At 72.2% G+C, this 19332-nt stretch carries 18 protein-coding genes; 12 read left to right on the forward strand and 6 right to left on the reverse strand.

Annotation, left to right across the window (positions count from 1 at the left end; genetic code table 11):
• Positions 1-144 precede the first annotated feature (144 nt).
• From ACWCQ1_RS33065 to ACWCQ1_RS33080, 4 genes are all read left to right on the forward strand, one after another.
• Positions 145-2106, forward strand: a complete 1962-nt coding sequence (locus ACWCQ1_RS33065; protein ID WP_451028046.1) for a Xaa-Pro dipeptidyl-peptidase — start codon at positions 145-147, stop codon at positions 2104-2106.
• A 119-nt stretch (positions 2107-2225) separates the two neighbouring features.
• Complete coding sequence (locus ACWCQ1_RS33070; protein WP_358596949.1) at positions 2226-3239, forward strand: oxidoreductase; 1014 nt, start codon at positions 2226-2228, stop codon at positions 3237-3239.
• 91 nt (positions 3240-3330) lie between these two features.
• Positions 3331-4971: an ABC-F family ATP-binding cassette domain-containing protein gene (locus ACWCQ1_RS33075; protein ID WP_451028047.1), complete on the forward strand. Its 1641-nt coding sequence runs from the start codon at positions 3331-3333 to the stop codon at positions 4969-4971.
• A gap of 22 nt (positions 4972-4993) precedes the next feature.
• Positions 4994-5470, forward strand: a complete 477-nt coding sequence (locus ACWCQ1_RS33080; RefSeq protein ID WP_358596955.1) for a DUF1003 domain-containing protein — start codon at positions 4994-4996, stop codon at positions 5468-5470.
• A 26-nt stretch (positions 5471-5496) separates the two neighbouring features.
• Here the strand turns inward: ACWCQ1_RS33080 and ACWCQ1_RS33085 are convergent, their stop codons facing one another.
• From ACWCQ1_RS33085 to ACWCQ1_RS33095, 3 genes are all read right to left on the reverse strand, one after another.
• Positions 5497-6063: a putative glycolipid-binding domain-containing protein gene (locus tag ACWCQ1_RS33085; protein ID WP_451028048.1), complete on the reverse strand. Its 567-nt coding sequence runs from the start codon at positions 6061-6063 to the stop codon at positions 5497-5499.
• A gap of 20 nt (positions 6064-6083) precedes the next feature.
• Positions 6084-8459, reverse strand: a complete 2376-nt coding sequence (locus tag ACWCQ1_RS33090) for a Tex family protein (RefSeq protein WP_358596961.1) — start codon at positions 8457-8459, stop codon at positions 6084-6086.
• 101 nt (positions 8460-8560) lie between these two features.
• Positions 8561-8692 (reverse strand): LPFR motif small protein, encoded by a 132-nt coding sequence (locus ACWCQ1_RS33095; protein WP_260844787.1) that lies wholly within the window; start codon positions 8690-8692, stop codon positions 8561-8563.
• A 140-nt stretch (positions 8693-8832) separates the two neighbouring features.
• Here ACWCQ1_RS33095 and ACWCQ1_RS33100 point away from each other — a divergent pair, with 140 nt between their 5' ends.
• Both ACWCQ1_RS33100 and ACWCQ1_RS33105 read left to right on the forward strand, forming a co-directional pair.
• The gene (locus ACWCQ1_RS33100; RefSeq protein WP_358596964.1) at positions 8833-9786 is read left to right on the forward strand and encodes a GlxA family transcriptional regulator; all 954 of its coding nucleotides are present in this window, start codon (positions 8833-8835) and stop codon (positions 9784-9786) included.
• 10 nt (positions 9787-9796) lie between these two features.
• The gene (locus tag ACWCQ1_RS33105) at positions 9797-10447 is read left to right on the forward strand and encodes a DJ-1/PfpI family protein (RefSeq protein WP_358596967.1); all 651 of its coding nucleotides are present in this window, start codon (positions 9797-9799) and stop codon (positions 10445-10447) included.
• On the opposite strand, the gene ACWCQ1_RS33110 is transcribed toward ACWCQ1_RS33105, so the two are convergent.
• Positions 10419-11174 (reverse strand): enoyl-CoA hydratase/isomerase family protein, encoded by a 756-nt coding sequence (locus ACWCQ1_RS33110; protein ID WP_358596970.1) that lies wholly within the window; start codon positions 11172-11174, stop codon positions 10419-10421. The genes ACWCQ1_RS33105 and ACWCQ1_RS33110 overlap by 29 nt on opposite strands.
• 223 nt (positions 11175-11397) lie before the next feature.
• Here ACWCQ1_RS33110 and ACWCQ1_RS33115 point away from each other — a divergent pair, with 223 nt between their 5' ends.
• Positions 11398-11871: an ATP-binding protein gene (locus tag ACWCQ1_RS33115; protein ID WP_133042162.1), complete on the forward strand. Its 474-nt coding sequence runs from the start codon at positions 11398-11400 to the stop codon at positions 11869-11871.
• Between the two features lie 6 nt (positions 11872-11877).
• Here the strand turns inward: ACWCQ1_RS33115 and idi are convergent, their stop codons facing one another.
• Positions 11878-12471 (reverse strand): isopentenyl-diphosphate Delta-isomerase, encoded by a 594-nt coding sequence (gene idi / locus ACWCQ1_RS33120; protein ID WP_358596973.1) that lies wholly within the window; start codon positions 12469-12471, stop codon positions 11878-11880.
• Positions 12472-12819: 348 nt separating this feature from the next.
• A complete protein-coding gene (gene galE / locus ACWCQ1_RS33125) occupies positions 12820-13794 on the reverse strand; it encodes a UDP-glucose 4-epimerase GalE (protein ID WP_451028049.1) in 975 nt (324 codons plus the stop codon).
• A gap of 275 nt (positions 13795-14069) precedes the next feature.
• Between galE and ACWCQ1_RS33130 the strand changes: the two genes are divergently transcribed.
• Genes ACWCQ1_RS33130 through ACWCQ1_RS33150 form a run of 5 tightly spaced genes read left to right on the forward strand, consistent with a single transcriptional unit; the run spans position 14070 to position 19323 of the window.
• Positions 14070-15890, forward strand: coding sequence for a DUF5941 domain-containing protein (locus ACWCQ1_RS33130; RefSeq protein WP_358596976.1), 1821 nt, complete (start codon positions 14070-14072; stop codon positions 15888-15890).
• On the forward strand, positions 15887-16639 hold the full coding sequence (locus tag ACWCQ1_RS33135; protein WP_133042079.1) for a phosphocholine cytidylyltransferase family protein: 753 nt from the start codon (positions 15887-15889) through the stop codon (positions 16637-16639). The genes ACWCQ1_RS33130 and ACWCQ1_RS33135 overlap by 4 nt, the downstream gene beginning before the upstream one ends.
• Positions 16627-17688: an iron-containing alcohol dehydrogenase family protein gene (locus tag ACWCQ1_RS33140; protein ID WP_133042080.1), complete on the forward strand. Its 1062-nt coding sequence runs from the start codon at positions 16627-16629 to the stop codon at positions 17686-17688. The genes ACWCQ1_RS33135 and ACWCQ1_RS33140 overlap by 13 nt, the downstream gene beginning before the upstream one ends.
• Positions 17666-18445 carry a CDP-alcohol phosphatidyltransferase family protein gene (locus tag ACWCQ1_RS33145; RefSeq protein WP_133042081.1) on the forward strand — a complete coding sequence of 260 codons (780 nt, stop codon included), beginning with the start codon at positions 17666-17668 and terminating at the stop codon, positions 18443-18445. The genes ACWCQ1_RS33140 and ACWCQ1_RS33145 overlap by 23 nt, the downstream gene beginning before the upstream one ends.
• A 5-nt stretch (positions 18446-18450) precedes the next feature.
• Complete coding sequence (locus tag ACWCQ1_RS33150; RefSeq protein WP_133042164.1) at positions 18451-19323, forward strand: glycosyltransferase family 2 protein; 873 nt, start codon at positions 18451-18453, stop codon at positions 19321-19323.
• The last annotated feature ends 9 nt before the right edge of the window (positions 19324-19332 follow it).

The raw sequence follows: 19332 nt of genomic DNA on the forward strand, positions 1-19332 counted from the left end.
TGTCCATCGCCGCATGTGTCACACGATCGCCATTCGGCCGTCACGCGCGATGCCGTGCCAGGGGCGTCATTCGGCCACACCCGCCCCACGTGGCCGTCTACTGCCCTCTTCTGTACGGGAGTTGACCGATGTAGCGTCCCGCGCATGCCGACACGCACGCGCTTCACGACCTGGAGACCGCTCGCGACGGCGGCCATCGCCGTCCTGATGGCAGCCTTCCTCACCCCGGCGGCGGCCCACGCGGCCCCACGGGAGAGCCAACCCGTCTACTCCTATGCGAACGCCGTCCGCGAGGCCGTATGGGTGGACACCGGCCTCGACGCGGACGGCGACGGGAAGACCGACCGCGTGGCCGTGGACATCGTCCGCCCCCGCGAACCCGCCCAGCACCACCGCCGGGTCCCGGTCATCATGGACGCCAGCCCCTACTACTCCTGCTGCGGCCGGGGCAACGAGAGCCAGAAGAAGACGTACGACGCGAACGGCGACGTCGTCCAGATGCCGCTCTTCTACGACAACTACTTCGTCCCGCGCGGCTACGCCTTCGTCGGTGTCGACCTCGCCGGCACCAACCGCTCCGACGGCTGCGTGGACGTCGGCGGCCGCAGCGACATCCAGTCCGCGAAGGCCGTCGTGGACTGGCTGAACGGCCGTGCCAGGGCGTACACGACGCGCACCGGAACCGTCCGCGCCACGGCGAACTGGACCAACGGCAGGACCGGCATGATCGGCAAGAGCTGGGACGGCACCATCGCCAACGGCGTCGCCGCCACCGGCGTCAAGGGCCTGAAGACCATCGTCCCGATCAGCGCCATCTCCTCCTGGTACGACTACTACTTCGCCAAGGGCGCCCCGCTGTACGACTCCGGCCCCGACTGGCTCTCCGACTACGTCGAGAGCCCGGGCGCCCGCGCCCAGTGCGCCGCCGTCCAGCAGAAGATCGTCGCCGGGGCTCCGCGCACCGGTGACTGGACCCCTTTCTGGACCGAGCGGGACTACGTCAAGGACGCCGGCAAGGTGAGGGCGAGCGTCTTCCTGGTGCACGGCATGCAGGACCTCAACGTCCGCACCAAGCACTTCGGGCAGTGGTGGGACGCGCTGGCCAAGCGCGGCGTCGAGCGCAAGATCTGGCTCTCCCAGACCGGCCACGTCGACCCCTTCGACTACCGGCGCGGCGCCTGGGTCGACACCCTGCACCGCTGGTTCGACCACGAACTCCTCGGCTACGACAACGGCGTCGACCGTGAGCCGATGGCCGACATCGAGCGCCACCCGGACCAGTGGGTCACCTCCACGGTCTGGCCGCCGCGGGGCACGGCCACCACGACCCTGCGCCCGGCCGCCGGAACCCAGCCGGGCGTCGGCACCCTCGGTCTGACCAGCGGCTCCGGCACCGCGACCTTCACGGACGACCCCCAGCTGAGCGAGACCGACTGGGCGGCGCAGATCGACAGAGCGACCCCTGACAAGGCCGGTTTCATCACCAAGCCCCTCACGCGCGACCTGCGTCTGTCCGGCTCCTCGAAGGTGACGGTCACCGCGACCCCGACCACCCCGACGGCCCACCTCTCCGCCGTCCTGGTCGACCTCGGCCCCGACACCGTCCGGGACTACGCGGACGCCGCCGAGGGCATCACCACCCTCACCGACCGCTCCTGCTGGGGCGCGAGCACCTCGGGCGACAGCGCCTGCTTCCGGAACACCGCGGCCAAGAAGGCGAGCGTCGACTACACCGTGTTCAGCCGCGGCTGGGCGGACCTCGGCAACTACGCCTCCGACCGCAAGGGGGTCCCGCTCACCCCGGGCAAGGCGTACACCATCACCCTGGACCTCGCGGCCACCGACCATGTCGTCCCGGCCGGCCACCGTCTCGCGCTGATCGTCGCGGGCACCGACAAGGACCTCATCGACCCGCCGGCCGACAAGCCGACCCTCACCGTGGACCTGTCCCGCACCTCGGCCCGTGTCCCGCTCGTCGGTGGCGCGGCGGCCTTCGCCCGGGCCACCTCGGGCAAGGCGGCGACCGCGTCACCCCGGCGCCTGGACGGCGTACGCGAGCCGAGCGGCACGCACCGCGTTCCCGGCCCCGCGGGCCGGCACGGCTGAGCGAGCGTCAGGCGGCCGGAGCCACCGCTCCGGCCGCCTGCGGCACGCGCTCCCCACCGACGGCAGCGGAATGTCCCATGCCGTGCACGGAGTGCTTCCGGGGCGGGAATACTCACAGCATGTCTGCCGAGTACGCGACCTTCGGCCTGGCACCGGCGATGCGTGCCGGTGACGTCCTCGCCAACGGTGACTACCAGGTGCACCGGGACTTCGTGGACTTCCTCGTCGATGGACGCCCGCTGCTGTTCCGGCTCTCCGACCTCGACGCCGTCTCCCCGCTCGCCTCCGACATCCCGCCCGCCATCTTCACCGAACAGGTCCGCGGTCTGCTGCTGGAGGCTCGGGCCCCGCTTCCGGGCGGCCGGCACGTCATCTACGGCTGCCCCGAGTGCGCCGACCTCGCCTGCGGTGCCGTCACCGCGGTCATCGACCGGGACGGCGAGGACTACGTCTGGCGGGACTTCGCCTGGCAGACCGACGAGCACGCCGACCTGGAGCTCAACGGCTACCACGGCATAGGGCCGTTCCGGTTCCGGGGCGCCGAGTACCGGCAGGCCCTGCTCGCCGCCGAGGCACAGGGCGGGCGGCGCCGCGTCCTGCTGATCGGCGCCCGTGTCGCCGTACTGGCCAAACTCGCGGCGGCCTTGCGCACCATCGGCATCGGCGCCGACATCGCCCATGACGCGACCGACGTCCACGCCGACGAACTGCGGTCCTACGGAGCCGTGGCCTTCGGCCGCGCGGTCACCCAGGAGGAACGGGCCGCCGTGCGCCGCGCCTTCGAGCACGCCGGTGTCCAGGTCGCCTACGTCGACGGCCTCGCACCGATCATCCCGCTCCTGGTCGCCCAGATCGAGAACGCCCTGGACCGCAGGCCGGTGGAACAGCGCCGGCTGACCCGGCTGGTCGCCGCCGACGGCGAGGCGGGCATCGAGGTCAGCTCCCCCTGCCGGGTCCGCCTCACCGCGTACCGCCTGGACCGCCTCTACCGCTCCCACGTCCAGGAGATCTTCGACGGCATCCTCGAACCGGGCCGGCACCGCATCGCCCTGGACGCCAAGGCGGTGCGAGGGGAGTCCTTCGTGGTGGCACGGACGACGGGCAGCGTGCTGGTGGAGGCCATGACGCGGTGACGCCGCGGAGGCGGCCGCATGCCGGACGCAGCCCCGCGCCCCGTCGGGGCGCGAAGCGCCCAGGGTCGCCCGCCGACTAGGATCGCCCCCTGTGACCGCCACTCTCGTCGCCAAGAACCTCGCCGCCGGGCACGGTGACCGCTCCCTGTTCTCCGGGCTCGACCTCGTCGTGGCCCCCGGCGACGTGATCGGGCTGGTCGGTGCCAACGGAGCGGGCAAGTCCACGCTGCTCAGGATGCTCGCGGGGCTGCTCGCACCCGAGCAGGGCGAGCTGCGGCCGTCCCCGCCGACGGCGACCGTGGGGCATCTCCCGCAGGAGCCGGAGCGGCGGCCCGGCGAGACCGTCCGCGCCTTCCTCGCCCGCCGTACCGGAGTCGCCGAGGCCCAGCGCGTCATGGACGAGGCCACCCAGGCGCTGGTGGAGGGGGCGCCCGGCGCCGACGACGCCTACGCGACGAGCCTGGACCGCTGGCTGAACCTCGGCGGCGCCGACCTGGAGGAGCGGGCCGAGGAGGTCGCCGACTCACTGGGCCTCGCCGTCGACCTGGACCAGCCGATGACCTCCCTGTCCGGCGGCCAGGCGGCCCGGGCGGGCCTCGCCTCCCTCCTGCTGTCCCGCTACGACGTCTTCCTCCTCGACGAGCCCACCAACGACCTCGACCTGGACGGCCTGGAACGTCTCGAACGCTTCGTCGCGGGCCTGCGCGCCGGCACCGTCGTCGTCAGCCACGACCGCGAGTTCCTCATCCGCACGGTCACCAAGGTCCTCGAACTCGACCTCGCACAGCGGCAGATCAACCTCTACGGCGGCGGCTACGAGGCCTATCTGGAGGAGCGGGACGTCGCCCGCCGGCACGCCCGCGAGGACTACGAGGAGTACGCCGACAAGCGCGCCGCCCTCCAGGACCGGGCCCAGACGCAGCGCTCCTGGATGGACAAGGGCGTGAAGAACGCGCGCCGCAAGGCGGGCAACGACAACGACAAGATCGGCCGCAAGTTCCGCAGCGAGGCCAGTGAGAAGCAGGCCGCGAAGGCTCGACAGACCCAGCGGATGATCGAACGCCTCGAGGTCGTCGAGGAGCCCCGCAAGGAGTGGGAGCTGCGCATGGAGATCGCGTCGGCCCCGCGCTCGGGGTCCGTCGTGGCCACCCTGCGGGACGCCGAGGTACGGCGCGGCGACTTCACCTTCGGGCCGGTCTCCCTGCAGATCGACTGGGCCGACCGGGTCGCCGTGACCGGCGCGAACGGCGCCGGCAAGTCCACCCTGCTCGGCGCCCTGCTGGGCCGGGTCCCCCTGGACGCCGGCGCGGCGGCCCTCGGCTCCGGCGTCCTGGTCGGCGAGGTCGACCAGGCCCGCCGGCTGTTCCACGGCACGGAGTCCCTGCTGGACGCGTTCTCCGCCGCGGTTCCGGACACCGAACCGGCCGAGGTACGCACCCTCCTCGCCAAGTTCGGCCTGAAGGCGGAGCACGTGCTGCGCCCGGCGGCGACCCTGTCACCGGGTGAACGCACGCGCGCCGCCCTGGCGTTGCTGCAGGGCCGGGGCGTCAACCTCCTCGTCCTGGACGAGCCGACCAACCACCTGGACCTGCCGGCCATCGAGCAACTGGAGTCCGCCCTCGACTCCTACGAGGGCACCCTGCTCCTGGTCACCCACGACCGCCGCATGCTGGACGCGGTGCGTGTCACCCGCCGTCTGGACGTGTCGGCGGGCAAGGTCACCGAACGCTAGCGGCTCGAGTCAGGGAGAGGCCATGGGACCTTCGGCGAAGCGGCCGACGGTGCGGATCAAGCACGAACAGGTCGTCGTCGCGCGGATGCGCGGCACCCAGGACCGCATCGCGGACGCGATCACCGCGTTCGCCGGGACCATGACCTTCGTCTATCTGCACGCCGCGTGGTTCGCGGTGTGGATCGTCTGCAACGAGGGGGCGTTCGGCAAGGGGGCCGTCTGGGACCCGTACCCCTTCGGCCTGCTCACCATGATCGTCAGTCTGGAGGCGATCTTCCTGTCCACCTTCGTCATGGTGAGCCAGAACCGCCAGGCCGCCCGCGAGAACGTCCGCGCCGACCTGGACTTCGAGACCAATGTCCGCTCGGAGGTCTGGTCCGTGCACATGGGCCGTGCGCTGGGCGTGGACCCGGTGGAGGTCGAACGCCGGGTCCAGGAACTGCTCGCGGAGAACCGGGCCCGGATGAACGGAACCGCCCAGCCCCCCGCAGGGAGCTGAGCGGCAAGGGGCGGGGCCTCGCCCGCTCAGGCGCCCGGGCGCAGTCGCCGGGCCAGCCCCGGATAGTCGACGACACAGCCGTCCGCGTCGAACTCCATGCGGAAGTCACCGGAGGCGAAGCGGACGTGCCCACCGCCGTTGGTCCGGCCGAGGTGGGTGTACGTCTGCAGCGACGGCCGTACGACCAGTCCCGGCACCGACACCCACGCCATGAGCAGCTCCCGCTCCCCGGGCTCCAGATGGAGGTCGTGCCGCAGCACCGGCATGGTGTTGGTGAGCGGGCACAGCCCCAGGTCGCAGTCGAGCGCGCCGTCGACACCGGGCAGCGGTTCACCGTCCGCCGTCCACCGGCCGTGCCCGTCGTGGACCAGATCCAGGGTCCGCGCCCCCGCCTCCGTCTCCGCCGTCACCCGCAGCCGGCGCGTCACGAACCGCGCCCCTGTCTCCAGCTCGTACGTCACCCAGTACGGCTCCGGGACGGTCCCCACGGCCCGCCCACGGGCGCGCAGTTCACCGTCCCCGAAGTCGACCCACGCGGTCTCGTAGCCCCGGCTGCCGGCCACTTCCCAGGTGATGGCACGTGAATCGGACATCACGGTCACGAACCCTTCGGCTACCGCTTCTTGGGATCGAGCAGCCCGGCCTTGCGCAGGGCGTCCGCCATCGCGCTGTTGGCCGGCGGCGGTGCCTGGCGAGAACCGCCACCGCCCGCGCCGCGTCCCTGCTGGCGCTGCTGGGGCGGACGTCCGCCCCGCTGGCGACGCTCACCCCCGTCGCCCTGCCGGCCGCCCTGCGCGGGCGGCTCGTCGTCCAGTCGCAGGGTGAGCGAGATCCGCTTGCGCGGGATGTCGACGTCCAGCACCTTCACCTTGACGATGTCCCCGGGCTTGACCACCTCGCGCGGGTCCTTCACGAAGTTCTTCGACATCGCGGAGACGTGCACCAGTCCGTCCTGGTGCACACCCACGTCGACGAAGGCACCGAAGGCCGCCACGTTGGTGACCACGCCCTCCAGCACCATCCCGGACGACAGGTCGGAGATCTTCTCGACGCCCTCCTTGAAGGTGGCCGTCTTGAAGGCGGGCCGCGGGTCACGCCCCGGCTTCTCCAGCTCCTTGAGGATGTCCGTGACCGTCGGCAGCCCGAACGTCTCGTCCACGAAGTCCACCGGCCGCAGCGAGCGCAGCACGCCCGTGTTGCCGATGAGCGAGGCCACCTCCTGTCCGGACGTCTTCACCATGCGCCGCACGACCGGATACGCCTCCGGGTGCACGCTGGACGCGTCGAGCGGGTCGTCGCCGCCCCGGATCCGCAGGAAGCCCGCGCACTGCTCGTACGCCTTGGGACCGAGCCGCGCGACGCCCTTGAGCTGGGTGCGGGACTTGAACGGCCCGTTGGCGTCCCGGTGGGCCACGATGTTCTCGGCGAGCCCGGAGGTGATGCCGGAGACCCGGGCGAGCAGCGGGGCCGAGGCCGTGTTGACGTCCACGCCGACGCCGTTCACACAGTCCTCCACCACCGCGTCCAGCGAGCGCGAGAGCTTCACCTCGGACAGGTCGTGCTGGTACTGGCCGACACCGATCGACTTCGGGTCGATCTTCACCAGTTCGGCGAGCGGGTCCTGCAGCCGGCGCGCGATGGACACCGCGCCGCGCAGCGACACGTCCATGTCGGGCAGTTCCTGCGAGGCGAACGCGGACGCCGAGTACACCGAGGCGCCGGCCTCGGAGACCATCACCTTGGTGAGCTTCAACTCCGGGTGCCTGGTGATGAGTTCACCCGCGAGCTTGTCGGTCTCGCGGGAGGCGGTGCCGTTGCCGATCGCGATCAGCTCGACCGCGTGCTCCTTGGCGAGGCGGGCGAGCTTGGCGATCGCCTCGTCCCACTTGTTGGCCGGGACATGCGGGTAGATGACGTCGGTCGCGACGACCTTGCCGGTCGCGTCGACCACGGCGACCTTCACACCCGTACGGAAGCCGGGGTCCAGGCCCAGCGTCGCGCGCGTGCCGGCCGGGGCGGCGAGCAGCAGGTCGCGGAGGTTGGCGGCGAACACCTGGACGGCCTCGTCCTCGGCGGCCGTCCGCAGCCGCAGCCTCAGGTCGATGCCGAGGTGCACCAGGATGCGGGTCCGCCAGGCCCAGCGGACCGTGTCGATCAGCCACTTGTCGGCCGGCCGGCCCCGCTCGCCGATCCCGAACCGCGAGGCGACGATCGCCTCGTACGACGAGGGCCCGTCCGTCGGCTCCTCCGGCTCCAGGACGAGGTCGAGGACCTCCTCCTTCTCGCCGCGCAGCATCGCGAGGACGCGGTGCGAGGGCAGCTCGGTGAACGGCTCGGCGAAGTCGAAGTAGTCGGCGAACTTGGCGCCCGCCTCCTCCTTGCCCTCCCGCACCTTCGCCGCCAGCCGCCCCCGCACCCACATCCGCTCGCGCAGCTCACCGATCAGGTCGGCGTCCTCCGCGAACCGCTCGGTGAGGATCGCCCGCGCGCCGTCGAGGGCGGCCTGCGGATCGGCGACGCCCTTGTCGGCGTCGACGAACGCGGCCGCGGCGGCGAGGGGTTCCACCGTCGGGTCCGCCAGCAGCCCCTCGGCGAGCGGCTCCAGGCCCGCCTCGCGCGCGATCTGCGCCTTGGTGCGCCGCTTGGGCTTGTACGGCAGGTAGATGTCCTCCAGGCGCGCCTTGGTCTCGGCGGCCCGGATCTGCGTCTCCAGCTCGGGGGTGAGCTTGCCCTGCTCACGCACCGAGTCCAGGATCGCCGCCCGCCGTTCCTCCAGCTCCCGCAGATAGCGCAGCCGCTCCTCGATCGTGCGCAGCTGCGCGTCGTCGAGCATCTCGGTCGCTTCCTTGCGGTAGCGGGCGATGAAGGGCACCGTCGAACCGCCGTCGAGCAGTTCGACGGCGGCCCTGACCTGCCGCTCCCGTACGCCGAGCTCCTCGGCGATCCTGCCTTCGATGGACCCTGCTGCCGCAGACCCGGGTGTCGTCACGATCCCGTACCGCCTTCTCACTGAGGTTGCGCCGCAATTGTGGCAGGTGGCACCGACAGTCGGGGATCAGGGCGGCACGTGGCGGGCCGCGACGGGCGGGATCAGGCTCGGTGCCCCCGCGCGGAGCCCGAGGCCCCGCCGAAGAGCCGGGCCAGGGCCCGGAAGGGCAGCGTCACGACGGTGGCGATGGCGCCACCGATCTGGCGCAGTACGTCGGCTATCGCACGGAACACGGAACTTCCCCTTTCCTCTCCCGGCCGCCACGGCCGGAAAGATGCGGGTACCCAGCTTCCGCGGCCCGCCCCACGGGATGGCAGAAAAGGTGGGGTGCTCGTCGTTGCGGCCATCGGAGCGGCGCCCAAGGATGGACGGTATGCGAACCGTCCTGGTCGTTCTCTTCGACGACGTGCAGAGCCTCGACGTCAGCGGCCCGGTGGAGGTCTTCAACGGCGCCGAACTGCACCGCCCGGGCACCTACCGGATCCGCACCGTCAGCGCCGACGGCCGGGCCGTACGGACCTCCAGCGGGCTCACGCTCGTACCGGACCACTCCTTCGCCGACGCCCCCGCCGCGCACACCCTGCTGGTCCCGGGCGGCGCGGGCACCCGCGACCCGGATCCGCGGGTGGTGGACTGGCTGCGCGAGCACGGCCCGCGGGCCGAGCGGCTGGTGTCCGTGTGCACGGGCGCGCTGCTGCTGGCCGGGGCCGGCCTGCTGGACGGCCGCCGGGTGACCACCCACTGGTCGGTGTGCGGGATGCTCGCCCGTGACCACCCGGCCGTCGAGGTCGACCCCGACCCCATCTACATCCGCGACGGACACCTCGCCACCTCCGCCGGCGTCACCTCCGGCATCGACCTGGCCCTCGCGCTGGTCGAGGAGGACACCGGCCGCGAGACCGCCCTGTCCATCGCCCGGCACCTGGTCGTCTTCCTGCGCCGGCCGGGCAACCAGGCCCAGTTCAGCGCCCAGCTCGCCGCGCAGACGGCCCGTCGTGAACCGCTCAGGGAGGTCCAGCAGTTCATCACCGAGCACCCCGACGGCGACCTCGGCGTCGAAGCCCTCGCAGCCCGCGCGAGCCTGTCGCCGCGCCACTTCGCCCGCGCCTTCCAGGCCGAGACCGGCATGACACCCGGACGCTATGTCGACCGGGTCCGGCTGGAACACGCCCGGCGCCTGCTGGAGGACACCTCCGACGGGGTCGAGGAGATCTCCCGCGCCTGCGGCTACGGCACCTCCGAGGCCATGCGCCGCGCCTTCGTCAGAACCCTCGGCACGGCGCCCGCGGAGTACCGCCGCCGCTTCCGTCCCGTACCCGCCGGCTGAAAGGCTCCCGATGCAGATCGCCATCGTCCTCTACGACCGCTTCACCGCCCTCGACGCCGTCGGCCCCTACGAGACCCTCGGCCGGCTCCCCGACGCCGAACTGCTCTTCGTCGCCGAGCGGTGCGGCCCCGTACGCACCGACAACGGCACGCTCGCGCTGACCGCCGACCGGACCTTCGCCGACGTGCCGGCCCCCGACGTCGTGGTCGTCCCCGGCGGGCCCGGGCAGAGCCCACAGATGGAGAACGCTGCCCTGCTCGAGTGGATCCGCGCCGCCGACGCCACCAGCACCTGGACCACGTCCGTGTGCACCGGCTCCCTGCTGCTCGCCGCCGCGGGCCTCCTGCGCGGGCGCCGCGCCACCTCGCACTGGCTCGCCCTGGACGAGCTGAAGCGGCTCGGCGCCGAGCCGACGGGGGAGCGGGTGGTGACGGACGGCAAGTACGTCACCGCGGCCGGGGTCTCCTCCGGCATCGACATGGGCCTCGCCCTGCTGGGCCGTGTCGCCGGTGACTTCGTCGCGCAGGCCGTGCAGCTCGGGATCGAGTACGACCCGCAGCCGCCCTACGACGCGGGGTCCCCGCAGAAGGCGCCCGCGGACGTCGTCGACCTCATGCGCTCACGCAGCCGGTTCATCCTCGGCCAGGAGCCGACCACGTGAAGCGCGGCTGACGGCGTTCCAGGAACGCGGCGACCCCCTCCTCGGTGTCGCCGCCGGTGCGGGCCTGCTCGCTCCAGTGCGCGTCCCGGTCGGTCCGCCCGCTGACGAACTCCTTCGCCGCGGCCTGCGTCAGCTGCGAGCGCGAGACCAGGATCCGGGTGAACTCCGCGACCCGCTTGGCGAGTTCGCCCTCGGGCAGCACCTCGTCCACCAGGCCGGTGCGCAGCGCCCGGTCGGTGTCGATCAACTCCCCGGAGAACAACAGGTACTTGGCGGTCGCCGGTCCCACCAGCGACACCAACCGCCGGGTGGAGGAGGCCGGATACACGATCCCGAGCTTGGCCGGCGTCACCCCGAACAGCGCGCCCTCCATGGCGAACCGCAGATCGCAGGCGCCCGCCAGCTGCGCCCCGCCGCCCACGCAGTGCCCGCGGATCGCGGCCAGCGTCGGTTTGGGAAACGCCGCCAGGGCCTCCTCCGCCCGCACCGCCAGCCGCTGCGCCTCCTCCGGCGCCTCCCGCAGCGTGGAGATGTCGGCCCCGGCGCAGAACGTCCCGCCCTCTCCCGTGAGCACCAGCGCACGCACCTCCGGGTCGGCGGCGAGGGTGTCGAGCAGCGGCGGCAGGGCCGCCCACATCGCGGCCGTCATGGCGTTGCGCTTCGCCGGATGACGGATGACGACCGTGGCGACCGCGTCGGCGACGGTGTGCAGCAGCTGGGGCTCCATGGCCGGATGCTAACCGTGACGTCGGGTGCGTGATCAAGAAGGGATCGGCGAGAGTTACGACACCCGGGGGCGACAAGAGCGGTCCGAGAACCGACCGGCTCGTGCGCGGACGGTCGCGAACGCTCGATAGTCGCTGACTTCTGTTCAGTACTCGGGAGCGATGCGTCTCGTTACCAACACTCGACGTGTGGTGACAATCGAGCGCGAGGGTGGCGACCGGACGATGGAGAACCACGGGGGCGGGTCCGGTCCAAAGCCGCCGGATCCACTGCCCTACGAGGGCGTCTGGCGGTTCACCGCCCCCGCCGTGGACGCCTCGGTCCCGCAGGCCCGGCACGCCGTCCGGGACCTGCTGCACCGCCAGGGCGTACCCGTCTCCGACGACCTGGCACACGGTCTGCTGCTCATCGTCTCGGAGCTGGTCACGAACGCCGTCAAACACGCGGCGCTGCTGTCGCCGATGCTCGCCGTGGAGGTCGCCGTCGGGGCCGAGTGGGTGCGGGTGTCCGTGGAGGACAACCATCCCTACCGTCCCACCGCCCTGGAGGCGGACCACGGGCAGACCGGTGGCAGGGGGCTGCTGCTGGTCCGCGAGATCGCCCGGGAGGCGGGCGGGGTGTGCGACGTCGAGCACACGGCGGCCGGCGGCAAGGTGATCTGGGCCGCCCTGCCGCTCAAGCCAGCGCGGGTGCCCTGACGGGGGTCACCACCCGGCCGACGGGCCCGTCAGCTCCCTGATCGCCGGGCGGGCCGCGTCGAGCACGGTCATGAACCAGGACGAGAACGTGTCCTTGGCGTGCCGTTCGGCCAGCTCGGCGGGGGTCACGAAGGCGGTCTCGCCGACCTCCTCCGGATCGGGCCGCAGCGGGGTCTGCACCATGCCGACGAACAGGTGGTTGTACTCCTGCTCGACCAGCCCCGAGTCCGGGTCCGGGTGGTTGTAGCGCACCGTGCCCGCCTCGGCGAGCAGCGACGGGGAGACCCCCAGCTCCTCGAACGTCCGCCGGGCCGCCGCAGCGAAGGGCGCCTCGCCGGGGTAGGGGTGACCGCAGCAGGTGTTGGACCACACACCGGGGGAGTGGTACTTGCCGAGCGCCCGCTGCTGCAGCAGCAGCCGGCCGTGCTCGTCGAAGAGGAAGACGGAGAAGGCGCGGTGCAGCCGGCCCGGCGGCTGGTGGGCGGCGAGCTTCTCCGCGGTGCCGATCGTGACGCCGTCCTCGTCGACCAGTTCCAGCAAAATCGCGTCTGCGGTGCCGTTCGACGGACTGTGCGTCGCGGTGGCAGGTGTGATCGGCATACCCATCCTTCGCATCGGTCTTCGCGCCCCAAGTGTGCCGCACGAATCCGGCACTCCCGGCACTTCCCGGCACGCCCGCATGTCCCGCGCGCTCCGCGGGCCACGGCCGTCACCGGTCGACGCCGGACGAGGGGCCCGGTAGGTGATCGTGCCCGGTGCGGTCGGCGGGGAACCGTCCGGGGTGGGGCTGTGGGGCTCAGGGGTCCTTAAGGACGCGCGTGCGCGCCGGACGGCTGCGTTCCGCTCCGGGGGCGCACCACCGGCCTCAGTGGCACAGCCCCGCCTCGCGTTCCGCATGGCCGCCCGGTGCCGGCCGGAAGGCGCGGCGCGGACAGGTCGCAGGCCGGTTCATGCGCCGTGGTGGTGCTGCCAGCCCCGCCAGGCGGACTCCACCATCTCCCGCACCCCGAGCCGGGCCGTCCAGTCCAGCTCCTCGGCGGCCCGCGCGGCGGAGGCGACGGCACGCGGGGCGTCGCCGGGGCGGCGGCCCTCGATCACCGGAGCCCGGTCGTCGCCGGTCACCTCGCCGATGACCGTGATCAGCTCGCGCACGGAAACGCCCTCGCCGCGACCGATGTTGACCGTGAGATCGCCGCTCGCGCCCGCCTCCAGGCGGTGCGCCGCGGCCAGATGCGCCTCCGCGAGGTCGGCGACATGGATGTAGTCGCGGACGCAGGTGCCGTCCGGTGTCGGGTAGTCGGCGCCGAAGATCCGCGGGGCCTCGTCACGGGTGAGCCGGTCGAAGACCATCGGCACGATGTTGAAGACACCCGTGTCGGCCAGCTCGGGCGCGGCGGACCCCGCGACGTTGAAGTAGCGCAGGCACACCGTCGCGATGCCGTGCGCCCGGCCCGCCGCCCGCACCAGCCACTCGCCGGTGAGCTTGGTCTCGCCGTAGGGGTTCACCGGGGCGCACGGGGTGTCCTCCGTGATCAGCTCCACGTCCGGGTCGCCGTACACGGCCGCCGAGGAGGAGAACACGAACCGGCTGATCCCCGCCTCCGCGGTCGCCTCCAGGAGCCTCGCGAGTCCGCCGACGTTCTCCTCGTAGTAACGGGTGGGCCGCGCCACCGACTCGGCGACCTGCTTGCGCGCGGCGAGATGGACGACGCCCGTCACGTCGTACTCGGCGAACACCCGCTTGAGCAGGGAGGGTTCGTGCGCCGACCCCTCGACGAGCGGAACGTGGGCCGGCAGCCGCCCGGGGTACCCGGCCGAGAGGTCGTCGAGGGCGACGACCGTGTCCCCGGCCCCGGCCCCGGCCATCGCCCGCGCCACATGGGCCCCGATGTATCCCGCCCCGCCTGTGATCAGCCATGTCATGGACGCCCACCCTATGCCGAGGCCGCGGGGCGGACCCGATGTCCGGGATGCCCGGTCTGTGAAGCGCGGTTTGTGGGCGGGACCCCGGATCACCGATGATGATCGCGGCAAAGGCCGGGGGAGACGGCGTTGATCGGCTCATGAACGGCCGGTGAACGGCGTACTCCAAGCATCCGATAGCCTCTGCCGACATGCCGCCCGCCTGGTGCAGCCAAGGGGCGCCCCACCGTGCACATGACCGGCGCCCCGCGTCGGCACCCAGGGAGTGAGTTCGGTTGTCGACCGCCATCCTCACCGGTCAGCCGGTCCCCGGATCGTCGATCGAGGGCGATCTGCGGTCACTCGGCTTCGACGTGCGGACCGCCGTCGACGCCGCCGACGCCGAGCGGCTCGTCGCCGAGACGCCGTACGACCAGCGGGTGGCCCTCGTCGACGCCCGCTTCGTCGGCCATCGGCACGCCCTGCGCCTCGGTCTGACCGACCCGCGCTTCGCCCTCGCCGCCGTCCCCGGCGCCGTCACCGCACAGCCCGAGGGCCGGGCGGCCCTCATCAGGGCCCTGGCCGAGGAGAACCCGACGGGCGGCGGCGCGGCCCTGGCCGCGGTGAACTCCACCGGCGGCGGCATCGCCCTGGCCGTGGACAGCCTCCCCGACCGTGTCGTCACCGCCCTGGCCCACGACGGCGCCGAGGTGCACCGCCCCGAACTCGGCAGCCTGGTCGCCGCCGTCCCCGCCGACCCGCAGGACCGCAACGAGGCACGGCAGGCCGTCGCCGCCGTCGACGACGAGGCCGTACGCCTGAAGTCGGCCGTGAAGTCCCGGGACGGCTTCTTCACCACCTTCTTCATCAGCCCCTACTCCCGCTACATCGCCCGCTGGTGCGCCCGCCGCGGACTGACCCCCAACCAGGTCACCACCGCCTCCCTGCTCACCGCGCTGATCGCCGCGGGGTGCGCGGCCACCGGCACCCGGCCCGGGTTCGTCGCGGCCGGCGTCCTGCTGATCGCGTCCTTCGTGCTGGACTGCACCGACGGCCAGTTGGCCCGCTACTCCCTGCAGTACTCCACGCTGGGCGCCTGGTTGGACGCCACCTTCGACCGGATCAAGGAGTACGCGTACTACGCCGGGCTCGCGCTGGGAGCGGCCCGGGGCGGCGACGACGTATGGGCGTTGGCCCTCGGCGCGATGGTCCTGCAGACCTGCCGGCACGTCGTGGACTTCTCCTTCAACGAGGCCAACCACGACGCCACCGCCAACACCAGCCCCACGGCGGCCCTTTCGGACAGGCTCGACGGCGTCGGCTGGACGGTGTGGGTACGGCGCATGATCGTGCTGCCGATCGGCGAGCGCTGGGCGATGATCGCGGTCCTCACGGCGGCCACGACTCCCCGGATCACCTTCTACGCCCTGCTCATCGGCTGCGCGTTCGCGGCGACCTACACCACGGCGGGCCGGGTCCTGCGGTCGCTGACGCGCAAGGCACGGCGCACCGACCGGGCCGCGCGGGCGCTGGCGGACCTCGCGGACAGCGGGCCGCTCGCCGAACTGACGGCCCGGGTCGCCCCCCGCGTCCCGGCATCCGTCGGTGCCGTCGCCGGCGGTCTCCTCGTAGTGATCTCCGCCGCACTCTGGGGCGCCGCCTGGCCCACCGCACTGGCCGCCGTCGGCTACGTCCTGCTCTCCGCCGTCGCCGTCTCCCGTCCCCTCAAAGGCGCCCTCGACTGGCTCGTTCCCCCCGTCCTCCGCGCCGCCGAGTACGGCACCGTCCTGGTGCTGGCGGCCGAATCCGGGGTAAACGGAGCGCTGCCCGCGGCTTTCGGGCTGGTGGCCGCGGTCGCCTACCATCACTACGACACGGTGTACCGCATCCGTGGCAATGCCGGAGCGCCCCCGGCCTGGCTGGTGCGCGCCGTCGGGGGGCACGAGGGACGGACGCTGCTCGTCACGGTCCTGGCCGCCGCGCTCACCGCCTCGCAGTTCAAGGCCGCGCTCACGGTCCTCGCCGTGGCCGTCGCCCTGGTGGTGCTCGTCGAGAGCATCCGCTTCTGGGTGTCCGCTGGGGCGCCCGCCGTACACGACGAAGGAGAAACCGCATGATCGGCCTCGTGCTGGCGGCGGGCGCCGGGCGGCGTCTGCGCCCCTACACCGACAGCCTGCCCAAGGCGCTGGTGCCGGTGGGGCCCGCGGGCATAGAGGACTCGATCACGGTGCTCGACCTGACCCTCGGCAACTTCGCCGAGATCGGCCTGAAAGAGGCCGCCGTCATCGTCGGTTACCGCAAGGAGGCCGTGTACGAGCGCAAGGCGGCCCTGGAGCAGAAGTACGGCCTCAAGCTCACCCTCATCGACAACGACAAGGCCGAGGAGTGGAACAACGCCTACTCCCTGTGGTGCGGCCGTGACGCCCTCAAGGACGGGGTGATCCTCGCCAACGGCGACACCGTCCACCCCGTCTCCGTCGAGAAGACCCTGCTCGCCGCGCGCGGCGAGGGCCGGCGCATCATCCTGGCCCTGGACACCGTGAAGAACCTCGCCGACGAGGAGATGAAGGTCGTCGTCGATCCCGACCAGGGCATGACGAGGATCACCAAGCTGATGGACCCCGCCGAGGCCACCGGCGAGTACATCGGCGTCACCCTCATCGAGGGCGACGCCGCACCGGAGCTGGCCGACGCCCTGAAAACCGTCTGGGAGAGCGACCCGCAGCAGTTCTACGAGCACGGGTACCAGGAGCTCGTGAACCGCGGCTTCCGGATCGACGTGGCGCCGATCGGCGACGTCAAGTGGGTCGAGATCGACAACCACGACGATCTCGCCCGCGGACGGGAGATCGCGTGCCAGTACTGACGAGGCTGATTCCCTCACCGGTCGTCGTGGACATCCGCGCGGGTGCCCTCGACGACCTGGCCTGTGTGCTCGCCGACGAGCGCATCTCGCACTCCGGCAGGCTGGCGGTCGCCGTCAGCGGCGGCTCCGGCGCCCGGCTGCGCGAGCGGCTGGAGCCCTCACTGCCCGGCGCCACCTGGTACGAGGTCGGCGGGGGCACCCTCGACGACGCGATCCGGCTGGCCGGCGAGATGAAGGCCGGCCACTACGACGCGGTCGTGGGGCTCGGCGGCGGCAAGATCATCGACTGTGCCAAGTTCGCCGCGGCGCGGATCGGGCTGCCCCTGGTCGCCGTACCGACGAACCTCGCGCACGACGGTCTGTGCTCGCCCGTCGCCACCCTCGACAACGACGCGGGCCGCGGATCGTACGGCGTGCCCAACCCGATAGCGGCCGTCATCGACCTCGACGTCATCCGCGAGGCCCCGGTGCGGTTCGTGCGCGCGGGCATCGGCGACGCGATCTCCAACATCAACGCGATCGCCGACTGGGAGCTGGCCAACCGGATCAAGGGCGAGAAGATCGACGGTCTCGCCGCGGCCATGGCCCGCCAGGCCGGCGAGGCGGTGCTCCGGCACCCGGGCGGAGTGGGCGACAACGGCTTCCTCCAGGTGCTCGCGGAGGCGCTGGTCCTCACCGGTGTCGCCATGTCCATCTCGGGCGACTCACGTCCGGCGTCGGGCTCGTGTCACGAGATCAACCACGCCTTCGACCTGCTCTACCCCAAGCGCGCGGCGAGCCACGGCGAGCAGTGCGGCCTCGGTGCCGCCTTCGCCATGTTCCTGCGGGGCGCGCACGAGGAGTCGGCCGACATGGCCGAGGTGCTGCGCCGGCACGGGCTTCCGGTGCTGCCGGAGGAGATCGGCTTCACGGTGGACGAGTTCGTCCGCGCCGTGGAGTTCGCGCCGGAGACCCGGCCCGGCCGCTACACCATCCTCGAACACCTCGACCTGAAAACCGACCAGATCAAGGACATCTACGCCGACTATGTCAAGGCCATCGGTAGCTGAACTCCGTCCGGTCGTCCACCCCGCTGGGGTCAAGGACCGGCGCAGCGGTGAGCACTGGATGGGACGCCTCTACATGCGTGAGGTGTCCCTGCGGGTCGACCGCTACCTGGTGAACACCAGGGTCACGCCCAACCAGCTCACGTACCTGATGACCGTCTTCGGCGTGCTCGCGGCCCCGGCGCTCCTGGTGCCGGGGATCGCGGGCGCCGTGCTCGGCGTGTTCTGCGTGCAGATGTATCTGCTGCTGGACTGCGTCGACGGCGAGATCGCGCGCTGGAAGAAGCAGTACTCCCTCAATGGTGTCTACCTCGACCGGGTCGGCGCCTACCTCACCGACGCCGCCGTGCTCGTCGGCTTCGGGCTGCGCGCCGCCGACCTGTGGGGCGGCGGCCGCATCGACTGGCTGTGGGCGTTCCTCGGCACGCTGGCCGCGCTCGGCGCCATCCTGATCAAGGCCGAGACCGACCTGGTCCAGGTCGCCCGGCACCAGGGCGGTCTGCCCCCGGTCAAGGAGGCCGCCGCCGAGATGCGCTCCTCCGGCATGGCGCTGGCCCGCCGGGCCGCCGCGGCCTTCAAGTTCCACCGGCTGATCCTCGGCATCGAGGCGTCCCTGCTGATCCTGGTGCTGGCCGTCGTCGACCAGGCGCGCGGCGACCTGTTCTTCTCCCGGCTCGGTGTGGCCGTCCTGGCCGGCATCGCGCTGCTGCAGACCCTGCTGCACCTGGTGTCCATCCTCGCCTCCAGCAGGCTGAAGTGAGCGGGATGAAGGTCGGCGCGGTCATCATCACGATGGGCAACCGCCCCGACGAACTCCGCGCCCTCCTCGACTCGGTGGCCAAGCAGGACGGCGACCCGGTCGAGGTGGTCGTGGTCGGCAACGGCTCGCCCGTGCCGGAGGTCCCGGACGGCGTCCGGACGATAGAGCTGCCCGAGAACCTCGGCATCCCGGGCGGCCGCAACGTCGGCATCGAGGCCTTCGGCCCCGGTGGCCGGGACGTCGACATATTGATGTTCCTCGACGACGACGGCCTCCTCGCGGGCCACGACACCGCCGAGCTGTGCCGGCAGGCCTTCACGGCCGACCCGAGGCTCGGCATCGTCAGCTTCCGCATCGCCGACCCCGACACCGGCATCACCCAGCGCCGGCATGTCCCGCGGCTGCGTGCCGCCGACCCGATGCGCTCCTCCCGGGTCACCACCTTCCTCGGCGGCGCCAACGCCGTCCGTACCCGGGTCTTCGCCGAGGTCGGCGGACTGCCGGACGAGTTCTTCTACGCCCACGAGGAGACCGACCTCGCCTGGCGGGCCCTCGACGCGGGCTGGATGATCGACTACCGCTCCGACATGGTGCTGTACCACCCCACGACCGCTCCCTCGCGGCACGCGGTCTACCACCGCATGGTCGCCCGCAACCGCGTCTGGCTCGCCCGCCGCAACCTCCCCGCGCCCCTCGTCCCGGTCTACCTCGGGGTGTGGATGCTGCTCACCCTGGTCCGCCGCCCCTCGCGGCCCGCGCTGAGGGCCTGGTTCGGCGGGTTCCGGGAGGGCTGGAGCACCCCGTGCGGCCCGCGCCGGCCCATGAAGTGGCGTACCGTGTGGCGGCTGACCCGACTGGGACGGCCCCCCGTGATCTGACAAGCTCGT

The sequence above is a fragment of the Streptomyces sp. NPDC002144 genome (assembly GCF_053593695.1).

Excerpts from the sequence above, each read along its gene's own strand:
- ACWCQ1_RS33065 (WP_451028046.1), top strand. The coding sequence starts at position 145 with ATGCCGACACGCACGCGCTTCACGACCTGGAGACCGCTCGCGACGGCG.
- ACWCQ1_RS33070 (WP_358596949.1), top strand. The coding sequence starts at position 2,226 with ATGTCTGCCGAGTACGCGACCTTCGGCCTGGCACCGGCGATGCGTGCC.
- ACWCQ1_RS33080 (WP_358596955.1), top strand. The coding sequence starts at position 4,994 with ATGGGACCTTCGGCGAAGCGGCCGACGGTGCGGATCAAGCACGAACAG.
- ACWCQ1_RS33085 (WP_451028048.1), bottom strand. The coding sequence starts at position 6,063 with ATGTCCGATTCACGTGCCATCACCTGGGAAGTGGCCGGCAGCCGGGGC.
- ACWCQ1_RS33100 (WP_358596964.1), top strand. The coding sequence starts at position 8,833 with ATGCGAACCGTCCTGGTCGTTCTCTTCGACGACGTGCAGAGCCTCGAC.
- ACWCQ1_RS33105 (WP_358596967.1), top strand. The coding sequence starts at position 9,797 with ATGCAGATCGCCATCGTCCTCTACGACCGCTTCACCGCCCTCGACGCC.
- ACWCQ1_RS33110 (WP_358596970.1), bottom strand. The coding sequence starts at position 11,174 with ATGGAGCCCCAGCTGCTGCACACCGTCGCCGACGCGGTCGCCACGGTC.
- ACWCQ1_RS33115 (WP_133042162.1), top strand. The coding sequence starts at position 11,398 with ATGGAGAACCACGGGGGCGGGTCCGGTCCAAAGCCGCCGGATCCACTG.
- idi (WP_358596973.1), bottom strand. The coding sequence starts at position 12,471 with ATGCCGATCACACCTGCCACCGCGACGCACAGTCCGTCGAACGGCACC.
- galE (WP_451028049.1), bottom strand. The coding sequence starts at position 13,794 with ATGACATGGCTGATCACAGGCGGGGCGGGATACATCGGGGCCCATGTG.
- ACWCQ1_RS33135 (WP_133042079.1), top strand. The coding sequence starts at position 15,887 with ATGATCGGCCTCGTGCTGGCGGCGGGCGCCGGGCGGCGTCTGCGCCCC.
- ACWCQ1_RS33145 (WP_133042081.1), top strand. The coding sequence starts at position 17,666 with ATGTCAAGGCCATCGGTAGCTGAACTCCGTCCGGTCGTCCACCCCGCT.
- ACWCQ1_RS33150 (WP_133042164.1), top strand. The coding sequence starts at position 18,451 with ATGAAGGTCGGCGCGGTCATCATCACGATGGGCAACCGCCCCGACGAA.